The sequence below is a fragment of the Cupriavidus sp. FW305-26 genome, assembly GCF_058787975.1.
This window is the reverse complement of record NZ_JBYTAH010000027.1, coordinates 39434-52299: the sequence shown is the minus strand read 5'-3', so window position 1 is coordinate 52299 and position 12866 is coordinate 39434. Positions and strand designations below refer to the sequence as shown.

General features: G+C 62.1%; 9 protein-coding genes. 6 read left to right on the top strand and 3 right to left on the bottom strand.

Going from position 1 to position 12866, the window contains the following annotated elements; genetic code table 11:
- Positions 1-46 precede the first annotated feature (46 nt).
- Positions 47-973 carry a glycosyltransferase family 2 protein gene (locus tag AC3WQZ_RS16490; protein WP_010811109.1) on the top strand — a complete coding sequence of 309 codons (927 nt, stop codon included), beginning with the start codon at positions 47-49 and terminating at the stop codon, positions 971-973.
- A gap of 408 nt (positions 974-1381) precedes the next feature.
- Here AC3WQZ_RS16490 and AC3WQZ_RS16485 read toward each other — a convergent pair whose 3' ends face one another.
- Together AC3WQZ_RS16485 and AC3WQZ_RS16480 are read right to left on the bottom strand one after the other, a co-directional pair.
- Positions 1382-2131, bottom strand: coding sequence for a membrane-associated phosphatase (locus tag AC3WQZ_RS16485; RefSeq protein WP_010811110.1), 750 nt, complete (start codon positions 2129-2131; stop codon positions 1382-1384).
- Complete coding sequence (locus AC3WQZ_RS16480) at positions 2128-3381, bottom strand: DegT/DnrJ/EryC1/StrS family aminotransferase (protein ID WP_010811111.1); 1254 nt, start codon at positions 3379-3381, stop codon at positions 2128-2130. The genes AC3WQZ_RS16485 and AC3WQZ_RS16480 overlap by 4 nt, the downstream gene beginning before the upstream one ends.
- A 479-nt stretch (positions 3382-3860) precedes the next feature.
- Between AC3WQZ_RS16480 and AC3WQZ_RS16475 the strand changes: the two genes are divergently transcribed.
- The gene (locus tag AC3WQZ_RS16475) at positions 3861-5900 is read left to right on the top strand and encodes a polysaccharide biosynthesis protein (protein ID WP_010811112.1); all 2040 of its coding nucleotides are present in this window, start codon (positions 3861-3863) and stop codon (positions 5898-5900) included.
- A 197-nt stretch (positions 5901-6097) separates the two neighbouring features.
- Positions 6098-7096, top strand: coding sequence for a GNAT family N-acetyltransferase (locus AC3WQZ_RS16470; protein WP_081645147.1), 999 nt, complete (start codon positions 6098-6100; stop codon positions 7094-7096).
- A gap of 92 nt (positions 7097-7188) precedes the next feature.
- Here AC3WQZ_RS16470 and AC3WQZ_RS16465 read toward each other — a convergent pair whose 3' ends face one another.
- Entirely contained in the window at positions 7189-9423 is a 2235-nt protein-coding gene (locus AC3WQZ_RS16465) for a polysaccharide biosynthesis tyrosine autokinase (RefSeq protein ID WP_037024992.1), read from the bottom strand.
- 511 nt (positions 9424-9934) lie between these two features.
- Here AC3WQZ_RS16465 and wbpA point away from each other — a divergent pair.
- Genes wbpA through wbpD form a run of 3 tightly spaced genes read left to right on the top strand, consistent with a single transcriptional unit; the run spans position 9935 to position 12810 of the window.
- The gene (gene wbpA / locus AC3WQZ_RS16460; RefSeq protein WP_010811115.1) at positions 9935-11251 is read left to right on the top strand and encodes a UDP-N-acetyl-D-glucosamine 6-dehydrogenase; all 1317 of its coding nucleotides are present in this window, start codon (positions 9935-9937) and stop codon (positions 11249-11251) included.
- Positions 11252-11270: 19 nt separating this feature from the next.
- Positions 11271-12221, top strand: coding sequence for a Gfo/Idh/MocA family protein (locus AC3WQZ_RS16455; protein WP_010811116.1), 951 nt, complete (start codon positions 11271-11273; stop codon positions 12219-12221).
- 7 nt (positions 12222-12228) lie between these two features.
- On the top strand, positions 12229-12810 hold the full coding sequence (wbpD, locus tag AC3WQZ_RS16450; protein WP_492300887.1) for a UDP-2-acetamido-3-amino-2,3-dideoxy-D-glucuronate N-acetyltransferase: 582 nt from the start codon (positions 12229-12231) through the stop codon (positions 12808-12810).
- Positions 12811-12866 lie beyond the last annotated feature (56 nt).

Genomic DNA, 12866 nt, shown 5'->3' with positions numbered 1-12866 from the left:
GGCCGGCGCAGGTGTCTGCCATCTGCCGAACATTGGAGGGGTCACCATGCCGGCAAGCTCGTTCCTGCCCACCGTTTCGGTGTGCATCTACACGTGCGACCATCCCGAGCAGCTGCGGCACACGCTGCAATCGGTCGCTGATTCCACCATGCCGGCGCACCAGCTCATCGTCACGGATGACAGCAGCGGCTACGACACGCGCGAGATGATGCGCCGGGACTATCCGGACATCACCTATCTGGAAGGCCCGCGCCGCTCCAGGGCCGCCAACCGCAACCGCGCCCTGCGCGCGGCCACCGGCTCGCACGTACTGTTCCTGGATGACCAGACGCTGCTGGGCGCAACCTTCCTGCAGCAGATGACCGAGTCCGTTGCCGACGACCATCTCCGGCGGGCCACGGCCGGCTGCGCGACGCCGCTCATCCTGACCGGGACCGAGGTCTGCCAGGGGCGGCGCGGCGTTCCGCGCAAGCCGGCGTTCCTGGGCCACCCGACGCTGGACTACCGCCGCGGCGAGCGCCTGTGCTCGGTGCTGTTGCACAGCGCGGTGTTCCCGCGCGAGCTGTTCGAGAACCTGTCGTTCGACGAGCACCTTGCCGTCGGCTACGACGACCTGGAACTGGCCGGACGCGCGGTGCAGGAATTCGGCTACCGCATCGAGATGGTCCCGAGCGCAGTCAACCAGCGCTTGCCGTCGGTGTCGGCCGACCGGCCATGCTCCGCCAGCGACGCCTCACGACTGTATGTGGCCTGCCGGCGCTATGACCATGGCCCGCAGCACCCACTGAAGACGGCAGTGTTCCTGCTGTTGGCCCTGCCGCACGACCTTGCGCACCATCTGCGCGCAGCGGGTCTGCGCGGCGCCGGCACCTTCTATGACACGGCGACTTGCCTGTGGCAGCTGCTGCGCGGCCCGCGAGCCGCCGGGCGCCAGGGTGCCGCCGGTCTCGGCGCACCGCTGCCGCGCGACTGACAAGCGCACAGGCCCGGGGAGCGTACCCATTTCTGCGCTGCCCGCCCACGCGTGCGCGGCGGCGCACCTACTCGAGGGGTGAGGCGGCCAGCGCCGCGCTGGAATGGTTCAGGGTAGACGAATGCACGACACGCAGCGTGCGCTTCCGCGGAGGCAACCCCGCACGGCGCGAGGCGGTCAGCGGCCTGCCAAACGGCCGGCGCGGCGTTCTGCCCCGGGCACGGCAGGCGCCAGCCCGATACGGCCCCTTGCATATGCGGCCTACCTCATCTCTACCTGATTTTCGTCGGTGCAAAATACCAGATAATTAATGATACTAATGTGCAACCTGTTCTGCCCCACATCACCGCTGTTGTTAGGAATAAAACTGCCATTTTCTGTTTTTAAACTGATGATGAGAGTGCCCAATCATGTAGTTTGCGTCGAGAGCAAGCTTGGTGTCCGGGTAGATGTTCCTGTTTTCGATGGTGTGAGTAAACGCGGCGCCTGCCGGCCCCGCTTCGACAGGCACGACCGCTTGCGCACGGTGATGCGGGTCTCGCCCGTCACCGGATCGGCGTCGATCTGCCGGTAATGCCGCACTGTGCCGTCCTGCCACGGTGCCGCGTGCTCCCACATTGCGGCCTTGACCGGGTACAGCAACCCGCGCACATTGACAAAGACGAAGGCGCCGATGCCAAGCGCAGCCACCAGCACGATCTGCGGCGCCGGCCCGCGGATACGGATGCCCGCATTCAGCCACGCAACCACCAGCCCCACCGCACCACCCAGCAAGGTCTCGGACAGCGTGTGGTAATTGCCGGACACCAGTTTCACCGCCATCGCGAGCCCCAGCGCCAGTCCCGCAAACCAGCCGATGCGTGCCACGCGCGGGCTCAGCGCCGAACCCAGCAGCATCAGCAGCACCGGATACGTCGCCGCGGTCAGCATGGCGTGGCCGCTGACACTGTACAGGCCGAGCTGCGGCAGGTACCAGCCGCCGTAATCAAACGCGAACTTGGCAGCCCCCACCAGCGCGGAGCCAAGGCTGAACGACACCAGCCATCGCAGCGCGCTGCGCCATGCGCCCCCCACGGACAGCGCTAGCGCAATGACCAGCGCAACGGGCACCAGCAAGGTAATGGTGCCAAGCTGGATCAGCGACGGCCAGTGCATCATCGCCGCATGGCGCCCGCGCAGTCCTGCGCCAGGCCGGGCATCACCCCGCCGTCGGCGTCCCGCCCGGCACCGGTCGGCAGCGTTGCACGAAGCATGACCTCGCGCAGCACCTGCGCAGTCAGGGCAATCTCGGCGTCGGTCAGGGTGGGATGCACCAGCAGCATCAGGCTGTTTTCACCCAGCAGCCTGGCGTTGGGCAACCGGTGCGGCGGGCGCCAGCCCGTGTAATCGAACGCCTTCTCGAGATAAGCCTCCGAGCAGCCGCCCGCATAGCAGGGCACGCCGCCTGCCTGGATCTCGGCCACGATGCGGTCACGGCTCCAGCCATCCCTTAGCCATTCCGGGCGGACGAATGCATAGAACTTGTACCAGGCTGATTGTGCATCCGGTGGGCAGGCGGGCAACCAGACCGCAGCACATTGCCGAAGCGCGCCGGCAATGACCTCCGCATTGGCAGTGCGCTGCGCTGTCCATTGCTTCATGCGCGCAAGCTGGATGCGCCCGATCACCGCCTGCATTTCTATCATGCGCCAGTTCGTGCCGAAGGATTCGTGCAACCACCGGAATCCCGGGGGGTGCTGACGCTCATAGACAGCGTCCCAGCTCTTGCCATGGTCCTTGTACGACCACATGCGCAGCCAGAGGTCCCTCGCGCTGGTCGTCACCATGCCGCCCTCGCCGCCGGTGGTCATAATCTTGTCCTGGCAGAAGGACCATGCACCCACGTCCCCGATCGAGCCGACCGAACGCCCTTTGTAGCGCGCACCATGTGCCTGGGCACAATCCTCGATCACCTTGATGCCGTGCTCGCGCGCCAGCGCCATGATCGGGTCCATGTCGCAGGGTATGCCGGCAAGGTGCACGCATATGACGGCTCGCGTCCTTGGCGTCAGAACCTTGCTGATCGTCGCCGCCGAAAGATTGCCGCTCGCAAGATCGACGTCTGCAAATACCGGCTTTGCTCCCGCATTCACCACGCTTGAAATGCTGGCGATGAACGTTCGCGGCGTCACCACGACCTCGTCGCCAAGGCCAATGTCCAGCGCCTTCAGCGCGACATCGAGCGCAAGTGTCCCGTTTGCCAGCGCGATCGCATAGGGCGTCCCGGCCCACCTGGCGAATTCCTCCTCGAACTTCCGGCATTCAGAGCCGGTCCAGTAGTTCACCCGGTTCGACAGCAGCACCTTCTGCACGGCAGCCGCCTCGTCGGCAGTGAAACTTGGCCAGGGAGAAAAACTGGTATCCAGCATGGTGGTCCACCTCAGTAATGAAAGTCGGAGCGGGTGCCCTGCACGAACCCGACCGGGTACCGGGAACGCATCCATCTAACCAGACTTGCATGGGCAGGTGAAGGCCGCCATGTGGCCTGGATCACTCAACTAAGGCGCAAAGGGCGCGGCGGGCGCCACGCCCTTTGCGCCACCTGCCGCTGCGTACGCAAACCCACGTTGCTGCGTTGCCAGGGACGCACCAACAACAATAATTGTTTCAGTCGGGAATGGTGTCGAAAGCACCCAGTCGCTGACGGGTAAACGGGCAAATCGGAAGCCTCTGAAAGGGCATGTCCCTTCCAGAGGCCACCAGCCGGTGGAGCTGCCCATAGAAGAAGCCTTAAGACAATGCATAACCGTGCGCAACCTTCTTTGTCCGCCCCGCAAATGGGGCGTCCCTATCGCAGCCTGGTCGCCGCCAGGCCCCTGCCCGTTCTGGTGCGCGGAGGTTCCGGCCAATGACCAAACCGCTCTCGCGCTGGCTGATTGCCCTGCCAAGACGTCGCAAAGTCGCGCTGATGATTGCGGCGGACCTGCTTGCGCTGCCGCTGTGCTTTGCTTTCGCACTATTCCTGCGCGCCGGCAACTTCGAGTTGCTGGCACAGTACGGCATCACGCCGCCGCTGATCATTGCCGCCTGCACGATTCCCGTGTTTTCGCTCAGCGGACTGTATCGGACCGTCGTCCGGTATTTCGACCTGAAAGTCCTTTGGACCACCGGCACCAGCCTGGCCGGCATCGTCGGACTCACCTATGCGCTGTCGTTCCTCATGCACCTCGACCGGCTGCCTCGCACCGGCCTGCTGATCTACTGGTTCATCGCCTTTTCCTATGTCGTGATCTCGCGCTTCGTGGCGCGCGCCTTGCTGACGCGCACGCGGCAGAGCCTGCAGGCCCGCAACGAGCGCGCCAGCTTGCGCGTGGGGATATTCGGCGCCGGCGAGGCCGGCTTCCAGCTCGCCATCGCCATGCGCGCCAGCCTGGGCCACAAGGCCGTCTGCTTCTTCGACGATGACTTCGCGCTGGAGGGCAAGGTCGTTGCCGACCTTCCAGTCCATCACAGCAACCACGTGCGCAAGGAGATCCAGCGGCACGCCATCAATGAAGTCGTACTGGCCGTTCCGTCCCTGCCAATCGAGCGCCGCCGCCAGATCGTCGACAAGCTGCACCGCTATTCGGTCAGCGTGCGCACGTTGCCCTCTCTTCTCGAGCTTGTGGATCGCAAGATCACCGTGCAATCGATTCGGGATATCAGCGTGGAAGACTTGCTGGGCCGTGACATCGTCCCGCCACGGGTAGACCTGTTCGCCAAATGCACGCAACGCAAGACGGTCATGGTGACCGGTGCGGGTGGCTCCATCGGCAGGGAGCTGTGCCGTCAGATCGCTTCGCAGGAACCCCAGCGCCTAATTCTCTTCGACCACTCCGAATATGCCCTCTACGCGATCGAACAGGAACTGCGCCAGCGCTACCCTGACCTGCAGATCACGGCGCGGATCGGCTCTGTGTGCGACGCCACTGCCGTGTCAGCCGCACTGCGCGGCCAGCAGGTCGACACCATCTATCACGCCGCCGCCTACAAGCATGTGCCGCTGGTCGAAAAGAACATGCCCGAAGGGATCCGCAACAATGTGCTGGGCTCCCTGACCATTGCCGATCTGGCAGACCATTTCGGCGTTCAGACCTGCGTGCTGGTTTCCACCGACAAGGCGGTACGGCCCACCAACGTGATGGGCGCCAGCAAGCGCATTGCGGAACTCGTTTTCCAAGCCGCAGCCACGCGCCCCAACACGCGGACAACGTTCGCGATGGTGCGCTTCGGCAATGTACTGGGCTCATCCGGGTCCGTGGTACCACTGTTCCGCAAACAGATCCGTGAGGGCGGGCCCGTCACGATCACGCATCCGGACGTCATCCGCTTCTTCATGCTGATCCCCGAAGCAGCCCAGTTGGTGATCCAGGCCGGCGCGATGGCCAAAGGTGGGGAAGTCTTCGTGCTGGACATGGGCAAGCCCGTCCGCATCATCGACCTGGCCCGCACGATGATCGAGATGTCCGGCCTGACGGAAAAGACGCGCAAGAACCCCGCCGGGGACATCGAGATCAAGGTCGTGGGGCTGCGCCCGGGAGAGAAGCTGTTTGAAGAGCTCCTCATCGGTGGTGAGGTGACGGCCAGCGAGCATGAGCGCATCTTGTGCTCGAACGAACCGCTCATCGCGGAGGCAGAGTTGCACGAGATGCTTGAGCGCCTCTTTGCCGCCTGCGATACCCGTGACGAACTCGAGATCCAGACCGTCATTCAGAGCCTGGTAGTCGAGTACGCGCCGTACAGCTCACTGGAGTCGCCGGGCCGTAAGGTGGCGGCGCCCTCGCAGCGGGAGCCGAGCCAGCCGTTGCAGCATGCACTGCGCGGGGTTGCATCGCGCCAGCAGCCGCCCCCGGAGATCGGCACCGACCCGCAACTCGCAACACTGTCGAATTCAAGCAAGGCGAGCTGAAGCCGACCGGCATGAGCCAGTGCGAGCCAATCCTGCGTTCGCTGACACACGCGGGCCCGTTGCGACCGCACTACCACGCGGGAATAATTCCTTTAACGAAAAAAGGAAGGCCTCGCAGGCAAATGCTGGGGCCGCCAGGGGCAATATCTCAAGGCGAGTGTTTCTGAGAAACCAACTATGGAGCGTTGTGAGGAATCATGAGCCAAACCAAGCCCGTGCCAGCTATCACCGCTGAAAGCGAGACCAGGAAGGCATATCGCACCATATGCTCGGAAAATCCGCAGATAGCGATCTCATCCAAAGACTGGTGGCTTGACTCAGTCTGCCAGAATGGCGAATGGGACGCGGCGATTGTCATGAAGAATAACAAGCCAATTGCCGCACTCCCTTACTACACCGAACGCAGGGGGCCACTCATAATTCAAAGGATGCCAAAGTTGACGCAAAGCTTTCAGCTCTGGCTAAATTATCCGTCGAATATATCCGAGCACAATCGCATTGATTTTGAAATGGAGGCAGTCAGGGAAATCGTGGCACTGCTCCCAAAATCACATGTCGTTAGCTTCAATATTCATCATTCCCTCAGAAATCTATTGCCATTCTATTGGAAAGGATTTTCCGAGGCTGTACGTTACACTTACGTTATCGATGACATCGCCGATCTGGACGGTGTCTTCAGCCGGTTCAACAGCGCCGCGCGCAACAAGATTCGCAAAGCAGAGAAAATTGTCAAAACACGCTTCACCAATGATGTATCAGAATTCTACGCCATCAACAAAAAGACCTTTGATCGCCAGGGCATGAAAATGCCATATTCCTTTGGCTTTATAGAAAGACACGACCAAGCCTTGCTGGAAAGAAATGCAAGAAAGATTTTCACGGCCGTCGACGATGACAACCAGATACATTCCGCGCTTTATTTAACGTGGGACCAGAAGTCCTCTTATGTCCACATGGTCGGCGAGGACCCGAAGCTGCGCACAAGCGGTGCCGGAATAAAACTAATCTGGGATGCCATTCAATATACCCGGAACGAGTTGAAATTAAACTGCCTTGATTTCGAGGGCAGCATGATTCAGTCTGTTGAATCGGTGAGAAGAAGCTGCGGAGGACAGCAACGCACGTTCTCCAACATCTCAAACCGGTTGTTCGCAGCATTACATATGGCTCGCGGTGTATTTCGCCAGGCAAAATAACAGCCAGAACCGTTGCGCAGAACTCGTGGCCGCCAGGAGACGGATTGGCAAAAAGTCGCGCTACCTGACGCCGGGTGCCCCACGTGCCGCGCTCAGGCCTGCTTCGCCGCGCAGCGGTACTCGTTGAGATAGCGGTACTTGCCGTAGTGATTGTGCGAGCGATACCAGCGGCCCTGGACGTGGAGACCGTTGAACAGCACGCCCTCGACCTCGGCACCCGCCCGGCGGATCGCCTGTTGGGAGGCCCGCAGCTCGCCCGCGGTTGTCATTTCCGCGCGCGCCACCAGAAACACCGCGTCTGCCTTGCCGGCGAGAATGCCGGCGTCGGCAGCAGCCAGTACCGGTGGCGTATCGATCACAACCAAGTCATAGCGCGACCTCAGTGCATCGAGCAGGGCGCCCATGCCCGCGCTCTGCAGCATGTCGGCCGCGTGCGGTGCTTCCATACCGGTCGCGATGAAATCAAGGCCCTTCACCACCTGACGCCGCAACGCCCGGTCCGGCGGCATGCCCATCAGCACGTCGGCCAGACCGGGGCTGCGCTGCACGCCGAAGCAATGGTGCAGGCCACCGCGGCGCAGGTCGGCGTCGATCAGCACCACGCGGCAACCGCTGGCGGCAATGGCGGCTAGGTTGGCACAGATGAAGGACTTGCCGACGCCCGGCGACGGGCTGCTGATCACAACGACACGGTTGTCGCTGCCTGCCAGCGCGGACTGCAGTACGGTGCGGAAAATGCGCAGGCTCTCCATGGCAGGATCCTTAGGCATCACGCGCGCCAGCAGGCCCGCATCCTCCATGCCCGCCGACTGCACCTGTGCCTGCTGTGCGCTGAAGGGAATGGTCGAATAGACGGTCATGCCAGTCTGTCGCTCGACCTCGTCGGCGTCGTTGACGCCGCCATCCAGCGAGTGGCGCGCAATGATCACCAGTAGACCCGCAAAGAGGCCGAGTACTATGGATAGGCCGGTGATCAGTGGGCGGTTGGGACTCTCCGGCTTGACCGGCACGCCGGCGGGATCGACCAGGCGTGCGGTACCGACCTTGCTGGCCTTGATCAGCTTGAGGTGCTGGATGTCATTGAGCAGGGACTGCAGCATTTCAGTGCTGACCTTGACATCGCGCATGAGGCGCAGCACGTGCTGCTCGACGTCGGGAAGCTTCTGGATCTGCCCGGCAATGGCATTGATCTGTGCGTTGAGACGACCGATCTGGCCATCGATGGCTTCAAGTGCCGGGTGGCCGTTGGTAAAGCGCGTGGCCAGCTCCTGGCGCTGCCGGTGCAGCTCCTGCAGCCTGGTCTGGATCTGCATCGACTGAACCAGGACCAGCTTGGATTCCTCGCCCAGGTCGATCGTGCCGCGCTGGCTACGCATCGCGTTGTAGCGGGTTTCGGCTTCCTCCACCTGCTCTCGAAGCTGCGGCAATTGCTGCTCCAGGAAGGCGAGTGACTTCTCCGCTTCGGCGGCTTTGCGGCGAACGTTCTGGTCGACGTACGCACCGGCGATCTCATTGAGGATGGCCGCGATCATCGTCGGCGAATTGCCATTCAACGATACGCCGATCACGCCGCTCTCCTTTCCGCGCTCAGAGATCATCAACTGTTCTTGCAGCCTGGCAATGGCGGTGGCGCGTGGCAGGCGGCGCAGCACAAATTTGCAGCCGGCGCGGCCATCGAGATGGCTGACCAGCAGGGTAACCGTGCCGCGTCCCGTAGCAATCGTCAGGGGCAAGCCCACGGTGCCCGTCACCTTGGTATCGTCGCTGTCAAAGGTGACACGGAACTGGTTGCCCCCCAGCGCGGTGAGGTAGATCTTGCTCCCCTCCATCTGCGGCGGTACTTCGAGCCGGGCCACGCTGATCGATTCCTTGCCCCACGCGAAGCCGCCCCAGCCGAACAGGCCGGGCGTGGACAGGCCGGAACTGAAGCTTGCGAGGCCCCGGCCGATCAGGGGGAAATAGCGTGCTGCGGCCTCGATATCGAGGCGCAGGTCGTCAACCGCCTTTCCTACCACCATCCGGGACCGCAGCAGTTCAATCTCCGCCGCTGCAACCAGCTTGGCGTCGAATATCGGCGAGATGTTGGTTGCCAGCCTGCCAGCGCTGGCATCGCCATTGATGTCTTCCACTTGCACCAGGATGTCGGTGCGATAGAGAGGCGTCGCCAGGAGGGCATAGAGCATTCCGACACAGATGAACATGCCTGCCACAGCGAGAAAGGTCCAGCGGTAGCGCAACAGCACATCGACATGGACGGTCAAATCGAGCGGGTCGCGCCCCTCGTCCCCGGCATCCGGAACGCTGCCATGCATGTTAACGACTTTCATGTTCCCTTCCTGTGACGATGGCTGGCACTACCCCTTTGCTCATTGACCAGATAGTACGGATACACGCTGACGCTGGTGCGCTCTTGTTTACTGCGCATTGCGTCATGCAAGCTGCTCACGCATTCGCCGCAGCACCCATCCCACGATAGCCGCATCCTAGAAAGCCATGTCGCCGGCATCGGTGCGCCTTCGCACATTGATTGGAAGTGGCCCGTCGCATGCAGTCTGGTGCGGCACGGCTCCATCGATTGGACGATAGCCGTCAGAACGATGTCGCTTTCGACTTCGATTCCATTAGTGTTGGCAGCGACATCTGGGCACGCCGGAATTAGCGACAGGAAATGGTTCATGTAATTGCCCGCATATGTGTGGGTCACAACAGTCTTCACCCGTCTGGAGATATACGGACTCCTACAATCGATAACACGGGTCATCCGCCCAGCTCTGTCATCTCGTCGCCGGTCCGACCTTATCGTCCTCTTCGATTCACCACAACGAAGCAGATTCCACCATGCCGAGCCCAATCGCCAAAGACCTCATCGACCGGATCAAGAACCGGGAGTCCATTATCGGCATCGTCGGCCTGGGCTATGTCGGCCTGCCTTTGATGCTGCGCTACTGTGCGATTGGATTCCGCGTGCTGGGTATAGATATCGACGGGAACAAGGTCGACAAACTCAATGCCGGCGAGAGTTATATCGAGCATATCCCCGCACGCGGCATTGCCCATGCCCGCGAGACCGGATTTGAGGCGACTACGGATTTCGAGCGCGTGGGCGAGTGCGATGCAATCATCCTGTGCGTGCCGACGCCGCTCAACAAGCATCGCGAACCCGACATGAGCTTTGTCATCAATACGACGGATGCCATCAAGAAGTACCTGCGCATCGGGCAGGTGGTATCACTGGAAAGTACCACCTACCCCGGCACAACCGAGGAAGAATTGCTGCCGCGCTTGCAGGAAGGCGGGCTGGAGGTGGGCAACAACATCTTCCTGGTCTATTCGCCGGAACGCGAGGACCCGGGCAATGGCAAGTTTGAAACCCGCAGCATTCCCAAGATCGTCGGCGGACAGACGCCGGGCTGCCGCAAGGTCGGCATTGCGCTGTATGAAGCGGCGATCGACCGTGTGGTGCCGGTCAGTTCGACCAAGGCGGCCGAGATGACCAAGCTGCTTGAGAACATTCATCGCGCCGTGAACATCGGCCTGGTCAACGAAATGAAGATCGTGGCCACGCGGATGGGGATCGACATTTTCGAAGTCATCGATGCCGCCTCCACCAAGCCATTCGGTTTCACCGCGTACTACCCGGGGCCGGGCCTGGGCGGGCACTGCATTCCCATCGACCCCTTCTACCTGACCTGGAAGGCCCGCGAGTACGGCTTGCATACCCGCTTCATTGAGTTGTCGGGCGAAGTCAACAAGGCCATGCCAGAGTATGTCGTCGCCCGGCTGACGGAGGGGCTGAACCAGCAGGGCAAGGCGCTCAAAGGCTGCCGGGTTCTGGTGCTGGGCATTGCCTACAAGAAGAACGTCGATGACATGCGCGAGTCTCCCTCTGTCGAGATCATGGAACTGATCCGCGCTCGGGGCGCGACGGTCGCATACAGCGACCCGCATGTCCCCGTGTTTCCGAAGATGCGCGAACACCATTTCGAGCTATCGAGCGTGCCGCTTGACGGCGAATCGCTATGTGGCTTCGACGCCGTGGTGCTGGCCACCGATCACGATAGCTTCGACTATCTTCTGATCCGCCAGCATGCAAAGCTCCTCGTCGACAGCCGCGGCAGGTATCGCTCGCCAGAAGCCAATGTTGTCAAGGCCTGAGCATACGGGGAGCGCTATCGTGAAGCGATTCGCACTGATCGGCGCGGCCGGCTACATTGCGCCCCGCCACATGACGGCCATCAGGGATACCGGCAACCAGCTGGTGTCGGCCTATGACATCAATGATTCCGTGGGCATCATCGACAGCATCTCGCCCCAGAGCGAGTTTTTCACCGAGTTCGAGCGCTTCTATGACCATGCCTGGCGACTGCGTCGCCAGCCCGGCGCGGCGCTGGACTACGTCGCCATCTGCTCGCCGAACTACCTGCACCAGTCTCATATCTCAGCCGGCTTGCGCCTGGGATGTGACGTGATCTGCGAAAAGCCGCTGGTACCGACGCCCGAGTTGCTCGATGAGCTTGCCCTGGTCGAGCGAGAGACCGGTCGGCGCGTGTTCAACATCCTGCAGCTGCGCCACCACCAGGCCATCCTCGACCTCAAGGACAAGGTCGGCCGTGAGCGCAACGGGCACAAGCACGAGGTCGAGCTGACCTACATTACCTCGCGCGGCAAGTGGTATATGGAGAGCTGGAAGGGCGACACGCGCAAATCCTTCGGCCTGGCCACAAACATCGGCGTGCACTTCTACGACATGTTGCACTTCATCTTCGGGAGGGTGCAGCACAATGTCGTGCACCACAGCACGGACAACAAGGCGGCCGGCTACCTCGAGTACGAGAATGCGCGTGTGCGCTGGTTCCTGTCGGTCGATGCCGGCGACTTGCCCGCGGCGGTGAAAGGCAGGAAGCCGACCTATCGCTCGATCACCGTGGACGGCGCGGAGATCGAGTTCTCGGAAGGCTTCACCGACCTGCACACCGTCAGCTACCGGGAGGTACTTGCGGGCCGGGGCTACGGCCTGGATGACGCGCGCCACTGCATTGAAACTGTCAATGCGATCCGCTCGGCACGCCCGGCAGCGCCCCGCGACGGCGAAGCCCATCCTTTCCTGCAGCAACTTCTTGCCTGAGGCTCTAATGACCTACCAGATACATCCATCTGCCGTCATCGATGAGGGCGCACAGATCGGAGACGGATCGCGCGTCTGGCATTTTGCGCATGTTTGCGCCGGCGCGCGCATCGGCAGGCAGTGCTCGCTCGGCCAGAACGTGTTCGTTGGCAACCGTGTCGTCATCGGCGACCACGTCAAGGTGCAGAACAACGTCTCCGTCTACGACAACGTCACGCTGGAAGATGGCGTCTTTTGCGGTCCAAGCATGGTGTTCACCAATGTATATAACCCTCGCTCGCTGATCGAGCGCAAGGGCGAGTACCGCGACACTCTGGTGAAGCGGGGCGCAACGCTGGGCGCCAACTGCACCATCGTCTGCGGCGTGGCGATTGGCGAATATGCCTTCGTCGGCGCCGGCGCTGTCATCAACAAGGACGTGCCCGCCTACGCGCTGATGGTCGGCGTGCCGGCACGTCAGATCGGCTGGATGAGCGAATTCGGCGAGCAGCTCGACCTGCCGGTGCGTGGTGAGGGTGAGGCCGTCTGCCCGAACAGCGGGCAACGCTACGTCCTGGATGGCGCCAAGCTGCGCAAGGCTGCCGCCTGAGGTGCCTGAGGTGCCTGAGGTGCCTGGGACAGTGGCCAGGCTTGCCCGAATGCCGT